Source organism: Achromobacter sp. DH1f (assembly GCF_000633435.1).
GTDB classification, from domain to species: Bacteria; Pseudomonadota; Gammaproteobacteria; order Burkholderiales; family Burkholderiaceae_B; genus Achromobacter; species Achromobacter deleyi.
On the sequence record NZ_AYMF01000067.1, the window covers coordinates 1 to 23,304 of the forward strand.

General features: G+C 62.7%; 17 protein-coding genes and 1 tRNA gene. 4 read left to right on the top strand and 14 right to left on the bottom strand.

The window, feature by feature from the left end:
* Nucleotides 1–98: 98 nt before the first annotated feature.
* From fusA to U858_RS0132830, 4 genes are all read right to left on the bottom strand, one after another.
* The gene (gene fusA / locus U858_RS0132815; protein ID WP_025141318.1) at nucleotides 99–2,201 is read right to left on the bottom strand and encodes an elongation factor G; all 2,103 of its coding nucleotides are present in this window, start codon (nucleotides 2,199–2,201) and stop codon (nucleotides 99–101) included.
* 18 nt (nucleotides 2,202–2,219) lie between these two features.
* Nucleotides 2,220–2,690, bottom strand: a complete 471-nt coding sequence (gene rpsG / locus U858_RS0132820) for a 30S ribosomal protein S7 (protein WP_006216561.1) — start codon at nucleotides 2,688–2,690, stop codon at nucleotides 2,220–2,222.
* A 166-nt stretch (nucleotides 2,691–2,856) separates the two neighbouring features.
* Nucleotides 2,857–3,234 carry a 30S ribosomal protein S12 gene (gene rpsL / locus U858_RS0132825; protein WP_005017264.1) on the bottom strand — a complete coding sequence of 126 codons (378 nt, stop codon included), beginning with the start codon at nucleotides 3,232–3,234 and terminating at the stop codon, nucleotides 2,857–2,859.
* Nucleotides 3,235–3,871: 637 nt separating this feature from the next.
* On the bottom strand, nucleotides 3,872–4,573 hold the full coding sequence (locus tag U858_RS0132830) for a response regulator transcription factor (RefSeq protein ID WP_025141319.1): 702 nt from the start codon (nucleotides 4,571–4,573) through the stop codon (nucleotides 3,872–3,874).
* A 259-nt stretch (nucleotides 4,574–4,832) separates the two neighbouring features.
* Between U858_RS0132830 and U858_RS0132835 the strand changes: the two genes are divergently transcribed.
* From U858_RS0132835 to U858_RS0132845, 3 genes are read left to right on the top strand one after another with little or no spacing between them, the layout of a single operon-like run.
* Nucleotides 4,833–5,549, top strand: a complete 717-nt coding sequence (locus tag U858_RS0132835; protein WP_025141320.1) for a response regulator transcription factor — start codon at nucleotides 4,833–4,835, stop codon at nucleotides 5,547–5,549.
* A 34-nt stretch (nucleotides 5,550–5,583) separates the two neighbouring features.
* Nucleotides 5,584–6,693 (top strand): FecR domain-containing protein, encoded by a 1,110-nt coding sequence (locus tag U858_RS0132840; RefSeq protein WP_025141321.1) that lies wholly within the window; start codon nucleotides 5,584–5,586, stop codon nucleotides 6,691–6,693.
* Between the two features lie 4 nt (nucleotides 6,694–6,697).
* Nucleotides 6,698–9,022: a CHASE2 domain-containing protein gene (locus U858_RS0132845; protein WP_025141322.1), complete on the top strand. Its 2,325-nt coding sequence runs from the start codon at nucleotides 6,698–6,700 to the stop codon at nucleotides 9,020–9,022.
* A gap of 19 nt (nucleotides 9,023–9,041) precedes the next feature.
* Here the strand turns inward: U858_RS0132845 and U858_RS0132850 are convergent, their stop codons facing one another.
* Nucleotides 9,042–10,439 carry a serine/threonine protein kinase gene (locus U858_RS0132850; protein WP_025141323.1) on the bottom strand — a complete coding sequence of 466 codons (1,398 nt, stop codon included), beginning with the start codon at nucleotides 10,437–10,439 and terminating at the stop codon, nucleotides 9,042–9,044.
* A gap of 156 nt (nucleotides 10,440–10,595) precedes the next feature.
* On the opposite strand from U858_RS0132850, the gene U858_RS0132855 reads away from it, so the two are divergent.
* Nucleotides 10,596–10,991, top strand: coding sequence for a TssQ family T6SS-associated lipoprotein (locus U858_RS0132855; protein WP_025141324.1), 396 nt, complete (start codon nucleotides 10,596–10,598; stop codon nucleotides 10,989–10,991).
* 111 nt (nucleotides 10,992–11,102) lie between these two features.
* On the opposite strand, the gene rpoC is transcribed toward U858_RS0132855, so the two are convergent.
* The 9 genes from rpoC to U858_RS0132900 form a co-directional block, all read right to left on the bottom strand.
* On the bottom strand, nucleotides 11,103–15,347 hold the full coding sequence (gene rpoC, locus U858_RS0132860) for a DNA-directed RNA polymerase subunit beta' (protein WP_025141325.1): 4,245 nt from the start codon (nucleotides 15,345–15,347) through the stop codon (nucleotides 11,103–11,105).
* Nucleotides 15,347–19,459, bottom strand: coding sequence for a DNA-directed RNA polymerase subunit beta (gene rpoB, locus U858_RS0132865; RefSeq protein WP_025141326.1), 4,113 nt, complete (start codon nucleotides 19,457–19,459; stop codon nucleotides 15,347–15,349). Before rpoB ends, rpoC begins: the two co-directional genes overlap by 1 nt.
* A 162-nt stretch (nucleotides 19,460–19,621) precedes the next feature.
* Nucleotides 19,622–20,002, bottom strand: a complete 381-nt coding sequence (rplL, locus tag U858_RS0132870; protein WP_013397031.1) for a 50S ribosomal protein L7/L12 — start codon at nucleotides 20,000–20,002, stop codon at nucleotides 19,622–19,624.
* Between the two features lie 81 nt (nucleotides 20,003–20,083).
* Nucleotides 20,084–20,608, bottom strand: coding sequence for a 50S ribosomal protein L10 (gene rplJ, locus U858_RS0132875; RefSeq protein WP_025141327.1), 525 nt, complete (start codon nucleotides 20,606–20,608; stop codon nucleotides 20,084–20,086).
* 270 nt (nucleotides 20,609–20,878) lie between these two features.
* Nucleotides 20,879–21,580 carry a 50S ribosomal protein L1 gene (gene rplA / locus U858_RS0132880; RefSeq protein WP_025141328.1) on the bottom strand — a complete coding sequence of 234 codons (702 nt, stop codon included), beginning with the start codon at nucleotides 21,578–21,580 and terminating at the stop codon, nucleotides 20,879–20,881.
* Nucleotides 21,581–21,582: 2 nt separating this feature from the next.
* Nucleotides 21,583–22,014: a 50S ribosomal protein L11 gene (gene rplK, locus U858_RS0132885; RefSeq protein WP_006389587.1), complete on the bottom strand. Its 432-nt coding sequence runs from the start codon at nucleotides 22,012–22,014 to the stop codon at nucleotides 21,583–21,585.
* A 62-nt stretch (nucleotides 22,015–22,076) separates the two neighbouring features.
* Complete coding sequence (gene nusG, locus U858_RS0132890) at nucleotides 22,077–22,610, bottom strand: transcription termination/antitermination protein NusG (RefSeq protein ID WP_025141329.1); 534 nt, start codon at nucleotides 22,608–22,610, stop codon at nucleotides 22,077–22,079.
* 9 nt (nucleotides 22,611–22,619) lie between these two features.
* Entirely contained in the window at nucleotides 22,620–23,000 is a 381-nt protein-coding gene (gene secE / locus U858_RS0132895; protein WP_025141330.1) for a preprotein translocase subunit SecE, read from the bottom strand.
* A 64-nt stretch (nucleotides 23,001–23,064) separates the two neighbouring features.
* Nucleotides 23,065–23,140 (bottom strand) — tRNA-Trp (locus U858_RS0132900).
* Between the last annotated feature and the right edge of the window lie 164 nt (nucleotides 23,141–23,304).

Sequence of the window (23,304 nt, forward strand, 5' to 3'; positions counted from 1 at the left end):
TCAAACTTGCCTTTTGCCATGATCTCTATCCTTTAACTTTCAAGGAAACTTGGATTTCTGCCAGGACCGCCCGGATGGGCAGCCCCGACAAGGGTTATTTACTTGGCCCGAGCGGCGATGACTTCGTCAGCGACGTTCTTGGGGGCCTCGGAGTAATGCTTGAATTCCATCGTGTACGTGGCACGACCTTGCGTCAGCGAACGCAGGTTCGTGGCGTAACCGAACATCTCGGCCAGCGGAACTTCGGCCTTGATGGTCTTGCCGCCGCCAACCATGTCGTCCATGCCCTGAACCATGCCGCGACGCGAGGACAGATCGCCCATCACGGTGCCAGCGTAGTCTTCAGGCGTTTCGACTTCAACGGCCATCATCGGTTCCAGCAGCACGGGGCTGGCCTTGCGCAGACCTTCCTTGAATGCCATGGAGCCGGCCATCTTGAACGCGTTTTCGTTCGAGTCCACATCGTGGTACGAACCGAAGAACAGCGTGACCTTGACGTCGACGATCGGGTAGCCAGCCAGCACGCCCGAAGGCAGCGTTTCCTGGATGCCCTTGTCCACCGCGGGGATGTATTCGCGAGGAACCACACCGCCCTTGATGGCGTCCACGAATTCGTAGCCACCGCCAGGAGCCAACGGCTCGACCTTCAGAACCACGTGACCGTACTGACCACGACCGCCCGACTGCTTGACGAACTTGCCTTCAACTTCGTCGCAGGTCTTGCGGATGGTTTCGCGGTAAGCCACCTGGGGCTTGCCGACGTTCGCTTCCACGCCGAATTCGCGCTTCATGCGGTCGACCAGAATTTCCAGGTGCAGCTCGCCCATGCCGGAAATGATGGTTTGGCCGGATTCTTCGTCGCTGCGCACGCGGAACGACGGATCTTCCTGAGCCAGACGCGACAGCGCCAGACCCATCTTTTCCTGGTCAGCCTTCGACTTGGGTTCAACAGCCTGCGAAATCACGGGCTCCGGGAACACCATGCGTTCGAGCAGGATGTGGGAGTCGATGTCGCACAGCGTTTCGCCGGTGGTCACGTCTTTCAGACCCACCACGGCGGCGATGTCGCCTGCCAACACTTCCTTGATTTCTTCGCGGTTGTTCGCGTGCATCTGCAGAATGCGGCCGATACGTTCCTTCTTGCCCTTGATGGGGTTGTAGACCGTATCGCCCGACTTCAGGACGCCCGAGTAAACGCGCACGAAGGTCAGTTGACCCACGAACGGATCGCTCATCAGCTTGAAAGCCAGGGCCGAGAACTTCTCGCCGTCGTCAGCGTTACGCTGCACGGGATTGCCGTCGTCGTCCATGCCGTCGACCGGGGGAATGTCCACGGGCGAAGGCAGGTAGTCGATGACCGCGTCCAGCATGCGCTGCACGCCCTTGTTCTTGAAGGCGGTGCCGCACAGCATCGGCTGGATTTCGCCAGCGATGGTGCGTTGACGGATGGCCAGGTTGATTTCGGCTTCGTCCAAGGAACCCGTTTCCAGGTACTTGTTCATCAGCTCTTCCGACGACTCAGCGGCGGCTTCAACCAGCTTTTCACGCCATTCGTTCGCGACGCCTTCCAGCTCAGCCGGAATGTCCTTGTAGTCGAACTTGGTGCCTTGGCTGGCTTCGTCCCAGATGATGGCCTTCATCTTGACCAGATCGACCACGCCTTGGAACGTGTCTTCGGCGCCGATGGGGATCACGATGGGCACGGGGTTCGCGCGCAGACGCGTCTTCAGCTGGTCATAGACCTTGAAGAAGTTCGCGCCGGTGCGGTCCATCTTGTTGACGAACGCCAGACGCGGCACGCCGTACTTATTGGCTTGACGCCACACGGTTTCGGACTGGGGCTGAACACCGCCCACCGCGCAGTAGACCATGCAGGCACCGTCCAGGACGCGCATGGAACGCTCCACCTCGATGGTGAAGTCCACGTGGCCCGGGGTGTCGATGATGTTGATGCGGTGCTCGGGGTAGTTGCCGGCCATGCCACGCCAAAACGCCGTCGTAGCTGCCGACGTAATGGTGATGCCACGCTCTTGCTCTTGTTCCATCCAGTCCATGGTGGCTGCGCCATCATGCACTTCGCCAATCTTGTGATTGACGCCGGTGTAGAACAGGATACGTTCGGTCGTGGTGGTTTTCCCTGCATCGATGTGCGCAGAGATACCAATGTTGCGATAGCGCTCGATCGGGGTTTTGCGGGCCATGGTGGATTAGTCCTTAAATTACCAGCGGAAATGGCTGAAGGCCTTGTTGGCCTCTGCCATCTTGTGCGTGTCTTCGCGCTTCTTCATTGCGGCGCCACGACCTTCGGAGGCGTCGATCAGTTCGCCAGCAAGACGCAGATCCATCGACTTCTCGCCACGCTTCTTGGCGGCTTCACGGAGCCAACGCATAGCCAGGGCCAGGCGGCGCACGGGGCGCACTTCAACCGGCACTTGGTAGTTGGCACCGCCAACGCGGCGGCTCTTCACTTCGACGATCGGCTTGATGTTGTTGATCGCCAGGCTGAAAACTTCGATCGGCTCTTTGCCGGTCTTGGTTTGCACTTGCTCGAGGGCACCGTAGACGATGCGCTCGGCGACGGCCTTCTTGCCGTCCAGCATGACGACGTTCATGAACTTGGCGAGCTCGACGCTGCCGAACTTGGGATCGGGCAGGATCTCGCGCTTGGGTACTTCGCGACGACGGGGCATTGTTGCTTCCTTGTGTCTGTTCAGTTGAACCGTGTTTCATTACACGGCCATGGCCGCCCAATAGGACGACCCCTTACGTGCCGCGCACCTTCCCATACTCCGGACGGCGCGGTTGCACTTCCCTAATGGCGAATGGCCGCCACGCGGGGGTACTGCTGACTCGTTATTAAGCCTTCTTCGGGCGCTTGGCGCCGTACTTCGAGCGGGCTTGCTTACGATCCTTGACGCCTTGCAGGTCGAGGGAACCGCGCACGATGTGATAACGCACACCGGGCAAGTCCTTCACACGACCGCCACGCACCAGAACCACCGAGTGCTCTTGCAGGTTGTGGCCTTCACCGCCGATGTACGAAATGACTTCGTAACCGTTGGTCAGACGCACTTTGGCAACCTTGCGCAGAGCGGAGTTCGGCTTCTTGGGGGTGGTGGTGTACACGCGAGTGCACACGCCGCGGCGTTGCGGGCAGTTTTCGAGCGCGGGGCTCTTGCTTTTGATGATGCTGACTTCGCGCGGCTTGCGCACGAGTTGGCTAATGGTAGGCATGACCTTTGAAATCCCTTTTACGTACCACTGGTAAGTACTTACGTACTCGTCTCCTCAAGCAAAGAACTTTCGGAGAAGGCAGTTCGCGCAAAACCGCCTCAAACGTTCGTATACGTAAAAGAGCGGGCTTGCCAACAAACCATGACAAACGCACAAACCTGAGACCGTCAAATGGCAGCGTCGGTTGACGGGGGCTCGTGACGCACCCCTTTGGCCTTGGGCCGCCAAGTTCAGCTGTGCCATGCAGGTGATGCATGGCAAGGCATTGCTTGGGATTGGCCGGACCTGTCTTCCTGGCGCCTTGATACGCCAGTCGGTGGTATCAAACTTTGCGCGCGAATAAAGCAGTAAGCCCTTTAGCATAGCTTAGATCAGGGCGCACTGTCAAAATCTTTTGTAAGCGCCACGCGCAAGCGCGTTGCCGGCAAAAGACAGCGTGTTAGGCGCAGGTCGGACCCAGGTCGACAAAAATGGGGCCAAATTATCGCGACGGAAGGCGATGCCACCGGGGCGGTGGTGCCGCCGCAGGTTGCCAGCGGGCCGACACGGCCGCGGCAGGCGCGCGAGCGTTGGGCCGGATCGGTTGGAACCGGTAGTCCGGTGGGCAGTGTACCCCCGGGCCTGGCGGCGCGGGCGGTTATTGGTCGGCGAACAGGTAACCGCTGCCGTAGACCGTGCGGATCGGCAACATCACGCCGGCCAGTTCGGCCTTGCGCCGCAGGCGGCTGACGATCACATCGATGCTGCGCGAGCCGCTGGAGCGTGCGCCCCCGCCTTCCACCCGCAGTTCATCGCCAAGCTCGTTGCGCCCGACGGCCCGGCCTGCCACTTCCAGCAGAGACCGCACGATCAGGCGTTCGTTGGCCGACAGCGAAATCGTCGCGCCCGAAGGCGCCGCCAGCGTCCAGCCCTGGTCGCGCAGCTCCCACTGCCCCATCACGGGTTCTTCCACAGTCGTGCTGTCCTGGCCGGCCGGCAGGCGGCGCGCCAGGGCCAGCAGGATGCAGGCGAGCTCGCGGGGATCCTGCGGCGGCGGCAGGCAGGCGTCGGCCCCGCTCTGCAGGCAGCGCAAGCGGGTATCCAGGGACAGATTGTTCCCCATCACCACGATTCCCAGCGAGGAAGAGCCGTGCAGGCGGGCAACCAGGGCATAGCCAACCTCGCCCAGCGTGCCCACGTTCAGCACGACGGCGTCATAGGTGCCATTGCTGAGCAGGCCAAACAGTTCCAGGGACGTCGAGCAGCCACGGGCCGAAATCCCAGCTTGAAGCAGTGCGGACACAGCGGTGTTACGTGCAGCCTCGTCCGGCGACATCATCAGTACGCGCAATTGATTCATATGTTCTTTCCATCCCTTCGTCCCCCCAGTTCCCGGCAGACCGCGCCGGTTGACTGGACGGTTAGGACAGTTTGGCCCGTTGTTGTGCAACAACTCCAGTCAAGATTCGTTAACTTTGCAATGTTTGACAGTTCTTGGCACAACGTAGCCAACAGTGACGCGACGCGAGTTATCATTCCATTACACAATTCCTTTCCCTTCTTGCAGTAGGGCGCCACAGGGCGCGCTTGCGCAGCCAACCTTCGCGAGACCACGTCTGATGAAAATCGCGTCGCTGGAAGACGACCTGGACCAGGCAAGACGCATCCAGCAAGTCCTGACTGCCGCCGGATACACCTGCACCAGCTACCAACAAAGCCGCGACCTGCTTGCCGCGTTGCGCAACGAGACCTTCGACCTGGTGCTGCTGGACTGGCACCTGCCCGATATCGACGGCGATGATGTGGTGCGCTGGCTGCGCGCCAACATCGGACCGCGCGTGCCGGTCATCTTCCTGACCAACCGGTCCAGCGAAGACGACCTGGTCGAAGGGTTGCGGGCGGGTGCCGACGACTACATCGTCAAGCCGCTGCGGCCGCTGGAATTGCTGGCGCGCGTCGCCGCCCTGCTGCGTCGCAGCCAGATCGCCGAGCCCGCCAACGAGGCGTTCGATATCGCGAACTACCGCATCGAGCCCGCTCCCCGCACGATTTCGCTCAATGGCTCGCCGGTTGCGCTGGCGCCCAAAGAGTTCGAACTCGCGCTGCTGTTCTTTCGCAATCTGGGCCGCCTCATGTCGCGCGACGTATTGGCTGAGTGCGTCTGGAACCGCGAGATCCCCGCGACCTCCCGCACGCTGGACACGCACCTGTCCAACATCCGGCAAAAGCTGCAGCTGCGTCCGGAACATGGCGTGCGCCTGAGCTCGTCGTATGCGCTCGGCTACCGGCTGGAATTGATCAGCCCGTCCGAAGACAGTCCGCCCCCCGCGCCTTAGCGCCTGGCGGGTATTACCTGGAGATTTGAAAGTCATGAGCCGCTGCCGCGCGCTTTCTTTGCTTGCCCTGCTTTCCGGCCTGCTGCTCGCCACTTCCTCGCATAGCCAACCCGCCGGCGCGCTGGGAGAGAACTTCATCTACCGCGTGCGCCAAGGCGACACGCTGATCAACATCGCCTCGACCTACACGCGCAACCCGGCCAACTGGAGTCCGTTGCAGACGCTGAACAGCGTCACCACGCCGGAGCGCCTGCCTATCGGCCTGGAGTTGCGCATTCCGCTATCGATGATTCCCGAGCGGCCGGCCGACGCGCGTGTCGTGCACGTCAGCGGCCAGGCCAACCTGAATGGCCAGGCGCTCAAGCCTGGCGCCAACGTGGCCGAAGGCAGTAAGGTCGTCACGGCCCCCAACGGCTTCGTCACGCTGGAACTGGCCGATGGCTCCAAGCTGACGCTGCCGGCCGACGGCGCCGTGGAGCTGACTCGCCTGCGCCAATTCGAAGGCACCGACCTGACAGATTCCGTCATCCACGTCGAACGCGGCAGTGTCGAATCCACCGTCGCGCCGACCGGGCAAGGCGTGGGCCGCTTCGAGGTCCGCACCCCCGTCGCCGTCACCGGCGTACGCGGTACGCGGTTCCGCGTGCAAAGCGGTAGCCAAGGCGTGCATAGCGAAGTCCTGGAGGGCAGCGTGCGGCTGCAGCCGCACGCGCCCGGCGAAGCGCCGGCTCGGCCTGTCGCGGTGGCAAAGGGCTTTGGCGCGGCCATCGGTGTGAACGGCCAGGTATCCGGCGTGCGGCCGCTGCTGGCTGCCCCGCAGCTGGGCGAACCTGTTCGAGCCGGCGGCGGCGCCTGGACCAGCGCCTTCGCCCCCGTGCCCGGCGCCAAGGGCTACCTGGTGCGCGTGTCGCGCGATGCCGATGGCACGCAGCCCGTGTCATCCAGGCAGTTCGAAAGCTCTGATATCCGTTTCAGCGCCCCCGGTCCCGGCACATTCTATGTATCGGTGCGCGCCATCGACGAACTGGGCCTGGGCGGCGCGGATGCCACGGCCACGTTCACGGGCGTGAACCTGCTGATGACCAGCAGCGGCCTGGGTGTGGCCACCGGTTCCGGCGGGTTCGTGACGTTGACTGAGTTCTAGCGGCATGCCGGACGCCACCGACCCCATCGACCGGACCTCGCGATCAGGGCTGTGGTTGACGGTGGTGCTGGCGCTGTTGGCGGCGTTATTGGGTTCATTCAACGGCCTGGGCCGGGTCGACCAGATTCTCTACGATCGGGCCGTCGCCCTCACCGGACGCGACATGTCGCCGGACATCTTGATCGTGGCGATCGACGACACCAGCATCGAAGCGTTGGGTCGCTGGCCTTGGCGCCGCGCCGTGCACGCGGCGTTGCTGGATCGCCTGCAAGGCGCGCGTGCGGTCGGGCTGGACCTGATCTTTGCCGAACCCGATACCGTCCACCCTGGCGACGACGCCATCCTGGCCGACAGCATCCGGCGCAACGGCCACACCGTGCTGCCCGTGGTGCTCGATCGACTGGTCTACCCGTCCTCCATCAGCACGCCCATTCCCATCCTGGCGCAGGCCGCGGCCGGCAGCGGCTTCATCAACGCCAGCATGGATGCCGACGGCGTGTTGCGATCGGCGGTGCTGACCGTCGGCTTTGCCGGCGAGCACTGGCGTCACTTCGCCCTGAGCATGCTTGATGTCGGCGGACAGGCGGCGCTGAGCGACAACCTGCTGCGGCGCGCCCGGCCGGACGGCAGCATCCTGATCCCCTACGCAGGCCCCGCCGCGCATACGCGGGCGGTGTCCTATCTTTCCGTGTTGCGCGGCGATGTGCCCCCAGAGCAGCTGCGCGGCAAATACGTGCTGGTGGGCGCGTGGGCGACCGGCCTGGGCGATGCCTACACTACGCCCGTCTCGCACGAGGTCAGCGGCATGCCTGGCGTGGAGATCATCGCCAACCTCCTGCAAGCCGCCAACGACGACATCGCCTTTCAACCGCCCGCCCCCTGGCTCAACGCCCTGTTTTCCGCACTGCCCGTGCTGCTTGCCTGTCTGGCACTGTGGCGGCTGTCGCCCAACCACGCGCTGCTGGTCAACATCGGCCTGCTGGCCCTGGTGCTGATATCCAGTCTGCTGCTGCTGGGTCACAGCTATCTATGGTTTGCGCCGACGGCTGCGTTGATCGGCGTGGCGCTGTGCTATCCCTTGTGGAGCTGGCGCAGTCAGGAGGCGGCCCTGCGCTACATGGATACCGAGTTGCGCCGACTGCAGCGCGAATACCCTCCCGTGCTGAACGAAGCCCGGGCGCAGTTCAACGGTCCGACCGCATCGCTCGAAAGCCGTGTCGGTGAATTGCGACGGGCGCTGGCGCGCGTGCGCAACCTGCGTCGATTCCTGGCCGACGGCCTGGATGGCATGCCGGACGCAACCCTGGTGTTCGACCAGGAAGGCCGCATGCAGTTTCGCAACCAGGCCGCGGTCATGTACTTTCAGCGGCTGGGCATGCGTCCGCCGCGCGTCGGCCATCCCGCCACGCACCTGCTCGAGAAGACCATCAGCGACGACTCGGCACGTCAACGCGTCGCGCAGGTGCTGAGCGGCCAGGGTGCGGCGTCAGACCAATCGCCCTGGAGCGCGGACCTGGAAGTACGCGATCGCGCCGGCCGCGACCTGATCCTGAAATGCGCGCCAATCCACACCGCCGAGGGCAATTTCGCCGGTACGGTCGCCACCTTGACCGACATCTCCGGCATCCGTCACGCCGAACGCCAGCGCGAAGAAACCCTGCGCTTCATATCGCACGACATGCGTGCGCCGCAAAGCTCGATTCTGGCGCTGGTCGAGATGACGCAGGAAATCGGCGCGGCGCCCGGCAAGGACGAGACCTTGACGCGTATCGCGGCGCTGGCCAACCGCACGTTGCATCTGGTCGATGATTTCGTGCATCTCACGCGGGCGGAGTCGATGGCCATCAACGCCGTCGAACTGGACCTGGGCAGCCTCTTGCAGGATGGGGTTGATGAGTTCTGGGCATCGGCGCACAAGCGAGGCATCGAACTGGTCGTGCGCACGCCGCTACCGGCGGCGTATGTGCGCGGCGACCAGACACTGCTGATGCGGGCGCTGTGCAACCTGATCGACAACGCCATCAAGTACAGCCCTGCGCAGACCCGCATCGAGTGCGGCATCGATGCCGCACCTGGCTACTGGCAGGCGTCGGTGCGTGATCACGGACAAGGCATTGCGCCACAGGACCTGGCCCAGCTGTTCGAACCGTTCGCACGGGTCGGCGTCGATACCAAGGCAGATGTGGGCGGGGCCGGACTGGGGCTGGCGTTCGTGCGTACGGTGGCACAGCGCCACGGCGGCAAGGTCGAAGTGACCAGTGAACTGGGCGCGGGCTCGACGTTTACGCTGCAATTGCCGATGGCGCCCGAAGAAGGCCGGGCCGACTAGCAGCAGGCCGGCCACCGCGCTATTGGAAAACGTGCGAGATGACCGTCGGTTTCCCCGCCTTGACCTCGAGCGTCGCCCGATAAGGCGGCAAATCGGCATTGCGCAGCACGACCTGGTACTTGCCCGGAATCAGCCGCACTTCCTTCACCGGCGGACTGATGCCGCGTGCGATGCCGTTGATCCAGACCTCGCCCCAGGGGCGAATATCCAGGCGCACCTGGACCGGTACGGGTTTGGGCTTGGGCGTCTCGTCCTGGGCCGCGGCAGCGGGTGGTGCCAGCTCGTGCGCAGGCGCCGCGCTGCCCTGTGCCGGGTCTGCGGGAGCCGGCGCGGAAGGCGTGTTCTCAGACGTCGCGCCAGTCGGGCCGGCAGCCGCGGGCGAAGCGCCCGCCGGTCCGGACGCAGCGGACCCTGCTGCAGACGGTCCAGGCGCCGCGCCCGGGGCGACCGTTCCCGGAGTCGCCGTCCCTGGCGTCGTCGATGCTGGGGCGAAGGGATCAGGCCCCGGTGTGCCCGGGTTGGCAGTGCCTGATTCGGCCCCGCGATAGGCCGCCACCGGCAATTCCGGCGTCAGCGTTGACCCGCCCGGCGCGGGCAGTACCGCAGGCGGATTGGGCTGCACCACTTCGGAACGGGTGATGAGGGAATGGGTCGAGCCCATGCCGGTATGGACCCAGGCATAGATCCCCCCGCCCATCAGCGCCACCAACAATAGCAACGCCAGCAACGGGCGGCCGGCGCCGCGCGGCTTGCTGGCGGCGGGCAACACAGGCGCAGCCGGCGCTGCGGCCACTTCGGCCACCGACGCCTCGTTGGCCGCCGGAGACGTCTCGGCATAGGCCGAGATATCCAGCATGGCGGCCAGTTCGGCCAGGGTTTGCGGCCGGTCGGCGGGCAGCATCGACAAACCTTGGTCGATCACGGCCAGAAAGGCCGGGGTGTACTTGGCCAGGCCCAACGATGCCAGCGGTTCGTAGCTGTCGGTGGCCCGACGTTCGGGGGCCGGCGGCGGCCGTTGGCCGATGACCAGGGCATGCATGACGGCGCACAGTGCGTAGACGTCGGTCCAGGGGCCACGCGGCCACTCGGCCGAATCGGTGTAGAGCTCGAACGGCGCGAATCCCGGTGCCGGCGTAACGCCGGCGCGGCGCGACCGCGGCACGGCCAGTTCGGGCAACAAATGCGCGCGGGCGCCTTCGTCCATACCGACCGTATCCACGGAAATGTCGCCGCATATTTCACCCTGCGCGTGCAGGCCCATCAACGAGGGCAGCAAATCCGACAGCAAACGCTTGATGCGCGATTCCGGCACGCCACCCGCCGCGCTGGCAGCGATGGCGCTCAAAGGGCGCAAGGCGAGCGGCGCAGCCCCGGAAAACGGGCTACGCGGCGTATGCAGGCCGACGGATGAAGACATAGTCAAAATACTGCGAAGACGGTCGCAAGACGGGTTTAGGGCTGATAAGCGGATATTATCCAATCCGTTACGCAAGGACATTGCCGAAAATGTCCGAGCGCATCAGGCTGTGGCACGATAGCGTATCGCCAAATTCCCTTGATTCGTTGAACGCCTATGAAAATTCGCCTCTTCGGCACCCTGATTGGATTATCGGCTCTTCTGGCCGGCTGCGCCGGCCTGCCTTCCGCCGCCCCTGAAAAGCCGCCCACGCCTGAAGCGCTGCAACAGCTGCAGGACGTCCGCGACCAGTACAGCGCCGGCCACTATGGCGAGGTCATCCGGCGGGTGGCCAAGTCCGACGAACTGGCAGCATCCAGCAAGGCCGTGCGCATCGAAGCCTACAAGCTGCAGGCGTTCAGCTACTGCGTCAGCCGTTATCCCCAGCTTTGCGAAGACAGCTTCGCCCGGATCCTGCAACTGGACCCGGTTTTCGAACTGGCCCCCAACGAGGCCGGCCACCCCGCCTGGGGTCCGGCGTTCCAACGCGCCAAAGGCCAAGCGGCCAAGTAAGACAAAAACACCCCATTCGGGCGAAAAAAAGGCCGCTGATTCGCATCAGCGGCCTTTTTGCTTCTGGCCTCCCCCGCCAGGACTGCGCGGGGGATGTTCCGGACGGGCCGATTACTCGGCGGCGTCGTCGCTGCCCACGTCGAGCGACGGGACATCGGCATCCGAGCCCACCGTGACCGGCGAGTCTTCGAACGGGTTGGCCAGCTGGCGAGCGGCTTCGCGTTCCGCCGCCTCCAGCGCTTCCTTGTCGCGACGGGCGTGGTGGTACGCCAGGCCGGTACCCGCCGGAATCAGGCGGCCGACGATGACGTTTTCCTTCAGGCCACGCAGGTCGTCGCGCTTGCCCATGATGGCGGCTTCGGTCAGGACACGCGTGGTTTCCTGGAACGAAGCGGCCGAGATGAACGAGTCGGTCGACAGCGAGGCCTTCGTGATACCCAGCAGCACGTTGTCGTACGAAGCCGGACGCTTGTCTTCAGCGTTGACGCGGTCGTTCTCGTTCAGCAGCTCGGAGCGCTCGACCTGCTCGCCCGGGATGAACTCGGTATCGCCCGCATCGACGATGTTCACACGGCGCAGCATCTGACGAACAATCACTTCGATGTGCTTGTCGTTGATCTTCACGCCCTGCAGACGGTAAACGTCCTGCACTTCGTCGACGATGTACGTCGCCAGCTTCTCGATGCCTTGCAGGCGCAGGATGTCGTGGGGATCGGCCGGGCCGTCCACGATCATTTCGCCCTTGTTCACCACCTGGCCGTCGTGCACCAGAACCTGCTTTTCCTTCGGAATCAGGAACTCGTGGCTCACGCCTTCCAGGTCGGTGATGACCAGACGCTGCTTGCCCTTGGTGTCCTTGCCGAACGAAACCGTACCGGTGACGTCGGCGAGCATGCCGGCATCCTTCGGCGAACGGGCTTCGAACAGTTCGGCCACACGCGGCAGACCGCCGGTAATGTCGCGGGTCTTTTGCGATTCTTGCGGAATACGCGCCAGAACTTCACCCACGGCAACCTGCTGGCCGTCGCGCACGGTAATCAGCGCGCCCACCGGGAACGAGATGTTCACCGAGTGATCGGTGCCGGCGATCTTGACGTCTTCGCCGTTCTCGTTGGCCAGCTTGATCTGCGGACGCATGACGATCTTGCCGCCACGGGTCTTGGGCGTGATGACGACGAGCGTCGACAGGCCGGTGACTTCGTCCACCTGCTTGGCAACGGTCACGCCTTCTTCGATGTTCTCGAAGCGCACGGCGCCACCGTATTCCGACACGATCGGACGGGTCAGCGGATCCCACGTCGCCAGACGCGCGCCGGCCTTGACGGCTTCGCCATCGCCCACCAGCACGGTCGCGCCGTACGGGATCTTGTGGCGTTCGCGTTCGCGGCCGTTGTCGTCGAAGATCGCCAGTTCGCCCGAGCGCGAAATCGCAACGCGTTCGCCCTTGGCGTTGGTGACGTAGCGCATCGTGCTGGCAAAGCCGACCACGCCGCTGGACTTGGTTTCCACCGCGCTGGCCAGAGCCGAACGCGATGCCGCGCCACCGATGTGGAACGTACGCATCGTGAGCTGCGTGCCCGGTTCACCGATGGACTGGGCGGCGATAACGCCCACCGCTTCGCCCTGGTTGACCGGCGAGCCGCGGCCGAGGTCGCGGCCGTAGCAGTGTGCGCACAGACCGTGACGCGTTTCGCACGTCAGCGGGGTGCGGACCTTGACTTCGTCCACGCCGATGCGGTCGATCATGTCGACCATGTCTTCGTCCAGCAGGGTGCCGGCGGTGATGGCCGTTTCCTGCGTGTCCGGGTTGACGATATCCACGGCAGCCACGCGGCCGAGGATACGGTCACGCAACGGCTCGATGACTTCACCGCCTTCCACCAGGGCCTTCATGTTGTAGCCCTGCGACGTACCGCAATCGTCCTCGGTGATCACCAAGTCTTGCGTCACGTCGACCAGACGACGGGTCAGGTAGCCCGAGTTTGCGGTCTTCAGTGCCGTATCGGCCAGACCCTTACGCGCACCGTGGGTCGAGATGAAGTACTGGAGTACGTTCAGGCCTTCACGGAAGTTCGCGGTAATGGGCGTTTCGATAATGGAACCGTCCGGCTTGGCCATCAGGCCGCGCATACCGGCCAGCTGGCGGATCTGGGCGGCCGAACCGCGGGCGCCCGAGTCAGCCATCATGTAGATGGAGTTGAACGATTCCTGGCGCACTTCTTCGCCGTGACGGTTGATCACGGGCTCGGTGGCCAGTTGTTCCATCATCGCCTTGCCGACCTTGTCGCCAGCCTTGCCCCAGATGTCCACCACGTTGTTGTAGCGTTCCTGGGACGTGACCAGACCCGACGAGTACTGCTTGTCGATTTCCTTCACTTCGCGGCTGGCTTCGGCCAGGATGCCTTCCTTGGCGGTCGGGATCAGCATGTCGCCCATGGCGATGGAGATACCGCCGCGCGTGGCCAGCTTGAAGCCGGACTGCATCAGCTTGTCAGCGAAGATCACCGTGTCGCGCAGGCCGCAACGGCGGAACGACTGGTTGATCAGGCGCGAGATTTCCTTCTTCTTCAGCGCCTTGTTCAGGACGGTGAAGGGCAGGCCCTTGGGCAGGATCTCGGACAGCAGCGCGCGGCCGACCGTCGTTTCGTGACGACGGATAACCGGTTGCCATTCGCCTGCTTCGTCGCGCTCGTGCTCTTTCAGACGCACGGTGATACGGGTTTGCAGTTCGACTTCGCCGTTGTCGTAGGCACGCTGCACTTCAGCGACGTCGGTGAAGAAAATGCCTTCGCCCTTGCCGTTGATGCGCTCGCGCGTCGTGTAGTACAGACCCAGCACGATATCCTGGGACGGCACGATCGACGGTTCGCCGTTAGCCGGGAACAGCACGTTGTTCGAGGCCAGCATCAGCGTGCGCGCTTCGAGCTGGGCTTCCAGCGACAGCGGCACGTGAACGGCCATCTGGTCACCGTCGAAGTCGGCGTTGAACGCCGCGCAAACCAGCGGGTGCAGCTGGATGGCCTTGCCTTCGATCAGGACCGGCTCGAACGCCTGGATGCCCAAACGGTGCAGCGTGGGCGCACGGTTCAGCATGACCGGGTGTTCGCGGATGACTTCTTCCAGGATGTCCCAGACCACCGGTTCCTGGCTTTCCACCAGCTTCTTGGCAGCCTTGATGGTCGTGGCCAGGCCCATCATCTCCAGACGATTGAAGATGAACGGCTTGAACAGTTCCAGGGCCATCAGCTTGGGCAGGCCGCACTGGTGCAGCTTGAGCTGCGGACCCACCACGATGACCGAACGGCCCGAGTAGTCGACGCGCTTGCCCAGCAGGTTCTGACGGAAACGACCGCTCTTGCCCTTGATCATGTCGGCCAGGGACTTGAGCTGGCGCTTGTTGGCGCCCGTCATGGCCTTGCCGCGGCGACCGTTGTCCAGCAGCGAGTCAACGGCTTCCTGCAGCATCCGCTTTTCGTTGCGCAGGATGATTTCCGGCGCCTTGAGCTCCAACAGGCGCTTCAAGCGGTTGTTGCGGTTGATGACGCGGCGGTACAGGTCGTTCAGGTCGGAGGTCGCGAAGCGGCCGCCGTCCAGCGGCACCAGCGGACGCAGGTCCGGCGGCAGCACGGGCAGCACTTCCATGACCATCCACTCGGCCTTGATGCCCGACTTCTGGAAGCCTTCCAGCACCTTCAGGCGCTTGGAGATCTTTTTGATCTTGGCTTCCGAGCTGGTGGCCTTCAGTTCGCCGCGCAGCGTTTCCACTTCGCGATCGATGTCGATGGTGCGCAGCAGTTCACGCACGGCTTCGGCGCCCATCAGGGCACGGAAGTCGTCGCCGTATTCTTCGGTCTTGGCGAGGAAATCGTCATCCGACATGATCTGGCCGCGCTTGAGCGGCGTCATGCCAGGTTCGATCACGCACCAGGCTTCGAAGTACAGCACGCGTTCGATGTCGCGCAGGGTCATGTCGAGCACCATGCCCAGACGCGACGGCAGGCTCTTCAGGAACCAGATGTGCGCGACGGGGCTGGCCAGCTCGATGTGGCCCATACGTTCACGGCGAACCTTGGCAACGGTAACTTCAACGCCGCACTTTTCGCAGATCACGCCACGATGCTTCAGGCGCTTGTACTTGCCGCACAAGCACTCGTAGTCTTTGATCGGGCCAAAGATCTTGGAGCAGAACAGGCCGTCGCGCTCGGGCTTGAACGTGCGGTAGTTGATGGTCTCGGGCTTGCGAACTTCGCCGTAAGACCACGAACGGATCTTCTCGGGCGAGGCGATGCCGATCTTGATGGCATCGAACTGCTCGTCTTGCGAGACTTGCTTAAAGAGGTCGAGTAGCGCTTTCATTAGTTACGCTCCAAATCCATGTCCAGGGCCAACGAGCGGATTTCCTTGACCAGCACGTTGAACGATTCCGGCATGCCGGCGTCGATGACGTGGTCGCCCTTGACGATGTTTTCGTAAACCTTGGTACGGCCGTTGATGTCGTCCGACTTCACCGTCAGCATTTCTTGCAGGGTGTAGGCGGCGCCGTATGCTTCCAGCGCCCACACTTCCATTTCCCCGAAACGCTGGCCACCGAACTGCGCCTTGCCGCCCAGCGGCTGCTGGGTAACGAGCGAGTACGGACCGGTGGAACGCGCGTGCATCTTGTCGTCGACCAAGTGGTGCAGCTTCAGGTAGTGCATGTAGCCGACCGTCACGGGGCGCTCGAACTTCTCGCCCGTGCGGCCGTCGTACAGCCACGCCTGGGTACGCGAAGGCGTCAGCGCCATGCGCTTGGCGACGTCGTCCGGATAGGCCAGTTCCAGCATCGTGGTGATTTCCTCTTCGGTCGCGCCGTCGAAGACGGGCGTCGCGAACGGCACGCCGTTCTTGAGGTTCTGGGCCATTTCCATGACTTCTTCGTCGGTCAGCTCGTCAATGCGCGCACCGGTGCCGGTCGTGTTGTAGACCTTGTCCAGGTAGGCGCGGACGTTCTTGACCTGCGCAGTGCGCTCGTCGCGCAGCAGATCGGCGATGCGGTGACCCACGCCCTTGGCAGCCCAGCCCAAGTGCACTTCCAGCACCTGACCGACGTTCATCCGCGAGGGCACGCCCAGCGGGTTCAGAACGATGTCGGCCGGCGTGCCGTCAGCCATGTGCGGCATGTCTTCCACCGGGGTGATGCGCGAGACCACGCCCTTGTTGCCGTGACGGCCTGCCATCTTGTCACCAGGCTGCAGACGACGCTTCACGGCCAGGTAGACCTTGATCATCTTCAGCACGCCCGGGGGCAGCTCGTCGCCTTGCGTCAGCTTCTTGCGCTTTTCTTCGAACGCCAGATCGAACTGGTGACGCTTCTGCTCGAGCGATTCCTTGGCCTGTTCCAGCACGACAGCGTGCGGCTCATCGGCCAGACGGATGTCGAACCACTGCCAGCGGTCCAGATCAGCCAGGTAGGCCTTGGTGATCGTGGCGCCCTTGGCCAGCTTGCGCGGGCCGCCGTTGACGGTCTTGTTGACCAGCATCTTTTCGATACGGTCGAACTGGTCGTTCTCAACGATGCGCAGCTGGTCGTTCAGGTCCTGGCGATAACGGCGCAGTTCATCGTCGATGATGGACTGGGCGCGCTTGTCGCGCACGATGCCTTCACGCGTGAACACTTGCACGTCGATCACGGTGCCTGTCATGCCCGAGGGCACGCGCAGCGAGGTGTCCTTAACGTCGGACGCCTTTTCACCGAAGATGGCGCGCAGCAGCTTTTCTTCCGGCGTCAGCTGGGTTTCGCCCTTGGGCGTGACCTTGCCGACCAGCACGTCGTCGGCGCTGACTTCGGCGCCGATGTACGTGATGCCCGAATCGTCCAGACGGTTCAGTTGCGTCTCAGCCAGGTTGCTGATGTCGCGCGTGATTTCTTCCGGACCGAGCTTCGTGTCGCGAGCCACGACCGTCAGTTCCTCGATGTGCACCGAGGTGTAGCGATCGTCAGCCACAACCTTTTCGGAGATCAGGATCGAGTCTTCGAAGTTGTAGCCGTTCCAGGGCATGAACGCGATCAGCATGTTCTGACCCAGGGCGAGTTCGCCCAGGTCGGTCGATGCGCCGTCGGCCAGCACGTCACCCTTGGCGACCTTGTCGCCACGCTTGACGATGGGACGCTGGTTGATGTTCGTGTTCTGGTTGGAACGCGTGTACTTGATCAGGTTGTAGATATCGACGCCGACTTCGCCGGCGACGTTTTCTTCGTCGTTCACGCGGATAACCACGCGCTCGGCGTCGACGTGGTCGACCAGGCCGCCACGCAGCGCTTGCACGGTGGTGCCCGAGTCAACGGCCACGGTGCGCTCGATACCCGTACCCACGACCGGCTTTTCCGGACGCAGGCAAGGCACGGCCTGACGTTGCATGTTGGCGCCCATCAGTGCGCGGTTCGCGTCGTCGTGCTCCAGGAACGGAATCAGCGAGGCAGCGACCGACACGATCTGCGACGGTGCAACGTCCATGTAGTGCACGTTGGCCGGAGCGGTCAACATGGTTTCGCCGGCTTCACGGCAAGCCACCAGGTCGTCCACGAACTTGCCGTCTTCGTCGAGCGCGGCGTTAGCCTGCGCGATGACGTAGTGGCTCTCTTCGATGGCCGACAGGTAATCGATCTGCTCGCTGACGCGGCCATCGATAATCTTGCGGTAAGGCGTTTCCAGGAAGCCGTACTCGTTCAAGCGAGCGTACAGCGCCATGGAGTTGATCAGGCCGATGTTCGGGCCTTCCGGCGTTTCGATCGGGCAGACACGGCCGTAGTGGGTCGGGTGCACGTCACGAACTTCGAAGCCGGCGCGCTCGCGCGTCAGGCCGCCCGGGCCCAGTGCGGAAACACGACGCTTGTGCGTGATTTCCGACAGCGGGTTGGTCTGGTCCATGAACTGCGACAGCTGGCTCGAACCGAAGAACTCCTTGATGGCAGCCGAGATCGGCTTGGAGTTGATCAGGTCGTGCGGCATCAGGTTTTCGGTCTCGGCCTGGCCCAGACGTTCCTTGACGGCGCGTTCGACACGCACGAGGCCGGCGCGGAACTGATTTTCGGCCAGTTCGCCCACGCAACGCACGCGACGGTTGCCCAAGTGATCGATGTCATCGATCTGGCCACGGCCGTTACGCAGCTCAACCAGCACCTTGATGGTTTCAAGGATGTCTTCGTTGGTCAGCGTCATCGGACCGGTGATGTCTTCACCACGGCCCAGACGGCTGTTGACCTTCATGCGGCCAACGCGCGACAGATCGTACGTTTCTTCGCTGTAGAACAGGCGTTGGAACAGCGCTTCCACGGCTTCTTCGGTGGGCGGTTCGCCAGGACGCATCATGCGGTAGATGGCAACGCGCGCGGCCATCTGGTCGGCGGTTTCATCGGTACGCAGCGTTTGCGAGATGTACGGGCCGCGGTCCAGGTCGTTCGTGTAGAGCGTCTGGATGTCGTGCACGTTGGCGGCGCGCAAGGCGGCCAACACGCTTTCCGTGATCTCGTCGTTGGCGTTGGCGATGACCTCGCCGGTGTCCGCGTCAACGATGTTCTTGGCCAGCACGCGGCCGTACAGGAAGTCTTCCGGCACGGAGATGCGCTGGATGCCACCGGCAGCCAAGTCGCGCAGATGCTTGGCGTTGATGCGCTTGTCTTTTTCGACAATCACCTTGCCCGAGCGGTCCGCGATGTCGAAACGGGCCATTTCGCCCTTCCAACGCTCGGCCACGAATTCCATCATGGCGCCTTCGCTCTTCAATTCGAAGTTATCGAAATCGAAGAAGTTGGCCAGGATCGATTCCGGCGTCATGCCGATGGCCTTGCACAGGATCGTGACAGGCATCTTGCGACGGCGGTCGACACGGAAGAACAGGACGTCCTTCGGGTCGAATTCGAAGTCCAGCCACGAGCCGCGGTAAGGAATCACGCGGGCCGAGAACAGGAGCTTGCCCGAGCTGTGCGTCTTGCCGCGGTCGTGCTCGAAGAACACGCCCGGCGAACGGTGCAGCTGGGACACGATGACACGCTCGGTGCCATTGATGACGAACGAACCGGTGCCCGTCATGAGCGGAATTTCGCCCATGTAGACTTCCTGTTCCTTCACTTCCTTGACGGTGGGCTTGCTGACTTCGCGGTCAAGCAGCACCAGGCGGACCTTGGCTCGCAGGGGCGAGGCATAGGTCAAGCCACGTTGCTGACATTCCTTGACATCGAACACCGGTTCGCCGAGCACATAGCTCACGAACTCCAAGCGCGCCATACCGTTGTGACTAACGATCGGGAAAATCGACGAAAACGCCGCCTGCAAACCGTCGGCTACGCGATCGGACGGGGCGGTATCCGCCTGCAGGAAAGTTAGGTAGGATTGAAGCTGTGTCGCCAACAGGAAGGGAACGTTTTGAACGTCTTCACGCTTGGCGAAGCTTTTGCGGATGCGCTTTTTTTCGGTGTACGAGTAAGGCATGAGCACTCCGACTCGAGGTTGCATGGGCCGTCAACCACGGCCCCAGGTGATACGACTCCAGGAAACCCCTCTGAAAGGGCATGACCCCAGCAGGGGTTTCCTGGAAACGCAAAAGCCCGGGGACTGCAAACTGCGCTGTCCCCGGGCAAATTGACGCAGGTCTTACTTGACTTCGACCTTGGCGCCAGCTTCTTCCAGCTTCTTCTTGGCGGCTTCGGCGTCAGCCTTGGCCACAGCTTCCTTGACGGGCTTCGGAGCGCCGTCGACCAGGTCCTTGGCTTCCTTCAGACCCAGACCGGTCAGCTCGCGCACGGCCTTGATGACGCTAACCTTGTTGGCGCCAGCTTCGGTCAGAACGACGGTGAACTCGGTTTGCTCTTCAGCAGCGGCGGCAGCGCCACCAGCGGCGGGAGCAGCGACAGCGACAGCGGCGGCAGCAGCCGACACGCCGAACTTCTCTTCCATTTCCTTGATCAGCTCGGACAGCTCGAGCACGGTCATGCCAGCGATGGCGTCAAGGATTTCAGCTTTGTTAAGTGCCATTTTTCAGAACTCCAAAAATTTTGGTAATGCCAGGGTTTGGGTGTCGCTCGGTCGTTCAGCGAATTCCGTGAAGGAGGGCGATTAAGCCGCTGCCTTCTGGTCGCGCACGGCGGCGAGGCCACGGGCGAACTTGGTCGGAACTTCGTTGAGCGTACGCACGAATTGCGCGATGGGGGCTTGCATGGTGCCCAGCAGTTTCGACAGCAACTCTTCGCGCGAGGGCATGGTGGCCAGAGCCTTCACACCTTCTTGGTTCAGCAGGCTGTTGGGCAGAGCGCCCGCCTTGATGACCAGCTTGTCGTTGCTTTTCGCGAAACCTGCGAGGACCTTGGCCGCCGAAACCGGATCAGTGCTGATGCCATAGATCAGCGGACCGGTCAGTTGCTCAGCCAACGGCTCGAAAGCCGTGCCGGCAACAGCACGACGGGCCAGCGAGTTCTTCAGAACACGCAGATACACGCCCGATTCACGCGCAGTTTTGCGCAGTACGGTGACAGAGGCGACGTCCAGACCACGGTACTCGGCGATAACAATCGATTGCGCCTTGGCCACTTCGGCCGAGACTTCCTCGATTACCACCGCTTTCTCTTGACGATTGAGACTCACGGTTTGAACACTCCATCAAAAGACGCTTGGGGCCTGAGCCTTGCGCGTCAACCGAATGCGGCGCCTGGTCGAGTTCTTCGGGTAAAGAAATCTTCCTGGGGACGCCGTCTACGCTGGATCCGAACTTTGCAAGCTTCGGGATTAAGCGGGGCAGCGGGGGCACTGCTTCAAGTGGAAGGAGAACCTTCGCACTGCCCTGCTCCAGCGGTCTTTGACAGCAACATCCGGAGGAATCCGGATGCAGCCCAAAGTACGTTTATTGCTGTTGGCTTAGTTGGAAGCCGACAGCGAGGCAATTTCCACGCGCGCACCGCCGCCCATCGTGGACGAAACGGCCAGCTTGCGCAGGTAAATGCCCTTGGACGCGGCGGGACGAGCCTTTTGCAGGGCGTCGACCAGAGCGGCCAGGTTGGTTTGCAGCTGTTCCACGCCGAACGACGCACGGCCGATCGTTGCGTGGATGATGCCAGCCTTGTCGGTACGGTACTGAACCTGACCGGCCTTGGCGTTCTTGACAGCGGTGGCGACGTCGGGCGTCACGGTGCCGACCTTCGGGTTCGGCATCAGGCCACGGGGACCCAGGATCTGGCCCAGGGCACCCACGACACGCATCGTGTCGGGCGAGGCGATGACGACGTCGAAGTCCATTTGACCGGCCTTGATCGCGTCAGCCAGGTCGTCCAGACCGACGATGTCGGCGCCGGCGGCCTTGGCGGCTTCAGCCTTGTCGCCTTGGGCGAACACGGCCACGCGGACCGACTTGCCGGTGCCGGCGGGCAGCACGACCGAACCGCGGACCAGTTGGTCCGACTTTTTCGGGTCGATGCCGAGCTGCACGGCCACGTCAATGGATTCATTGAACTTGGCGACAGCGGTTTCCTTGACCAGGGTCAGGGCTTCGGCGACCGGGTACAGCTTGGTGCGGTCGATCTTTTGTGCAATGGCGGCGGCGCGCTTGGACAGTTTTGCCATGATTAGATCCCCTCAACCGTGATGCCCATGCTGCGGGCGCTGCCAGCGATCGTACGCACAGCGGCGTCCAGATCAGCGGCGGTCAGATCGGGGCCCTTGGCCTTGGCGATTTCTTCAGCCTGGGCGCGGGTCAGCGTGCCGACCTTGTCGGTATGCGGCTTGGACGAACCCTTCTGCACACCGGCGGCCTTCTTGATGAGGACCGTCGCGGGCGGGGTCTTCATGATGAAGGTGAAGCTCTTGTCGGCGAAAGCGGTGATCACCACCGGAATCGGCAGACCAGGCTCCATGCCTTGGGTCTTGGCGTTGAACGCCTTGCAGAATTCCATGATGTTCAGGCCACGCTGACCCAGGGCCGGGCCAATCGGGGGGGAGGGGTTAGCCTTACCAGCCGGTACTTGCAGCTTGATAAAGCCGACGATCTTCTTCGCCATGCTTTGCTCCTTGCGGGTTATATCGCCCTAGCGCAAAGGCCAGGGCTCCCCGGGGGTTGAAATCAGGTCTTTTCGACCTGGCTGAAATCGAGTTCGACGGGCGTGGCACGACCAAAAATCGTGACCGACACGCGAACCTTGCTCTTTTCGTAGTTGACTTCTTCGACGTTGCCGTTGAAGTCCGCAAACGGACCTTCCTTGACCCGAACCATCTCGCCCACTTCGAACAGAATCTTGGGACGGGGTTTCTCGACACCCTCTTCCATCTGGGAGAGGATCTTCGCGACTTCCTTTTCGGAAATCGGGGTCGGACGGTTGCCCGAGCCACCCAAAAAGCCGGTGACGCGGTTGGTGTTCTTGACCAAATGCCACGTTTCGTCGGTCAGGTCCATTTCAACCAGGACGTAACCGGGGAAAATACGGCGTTCGGTGATCGACTTCTGACCACCCTTGACCTCGACGACTTCTTCGGAGGGCACAAGGATCTGGCCAAAAGACGTTTGCAGGCCCGCGCGCTCAATGCGCTCGATCAGGGCCTTGTGTACGCTTTTCTCCATGCCGGAGTACACATGGACGACATACCAACGCTTACTCATTTGCCGTCCTTATTTCCAGCCCAGCAGCAGGCCGTAGAGAATCCATTCGATGCCCTTGTCGAGCACCCACATGAAAATGCCCATGATCGCCACGAACGCGAAAACGATGCCCGTCATCTGGGTCGTTTCCTTGCGGGTGGGCCACGAGACACGCTTGACTTCGTTGTAGGACTCGCTGGCGAAGCTCAGGGTGCGGCGGCCGGGTTCGCTGAACCAGGCGATCGCAGCTGCAATCACGAGGCCGCCGACGAACACGCCGACACGTGCAGGCATCGGTTGCGCGCTAAGCACGGAAAACCCGACGATGCCAGCAATAACGACGAGAACCGCCAGCCCGAGCTTCACCCGGTCGGCGGTACTGGTTACGGTTTCTACGCTGGTATTAGACATATTGCGACGCGAGCCGCCGTGAATGCGTAACTCGCGATGATCTCCCGCGGGTTTATCCTGGCGGTGGCAGGGGCAGTAGGAATCGAACCTACAACCTTCGGTTTTGGAGACCGACGCTCTGCCAATTGAGCTATGCCCCTAAAACACTACACGTGCACTACATTTCAACCACTTTCCGCCTGGGCCACCTGCGTGACGGCTTGCGGAACCATACATAGTACTACTTTTACAGCAAAGATGGATAGAGGGGCTTGAGAGCCCACTCTACCCATCTGGGTATTGCTTACTTCAGGATCTTGGCGAC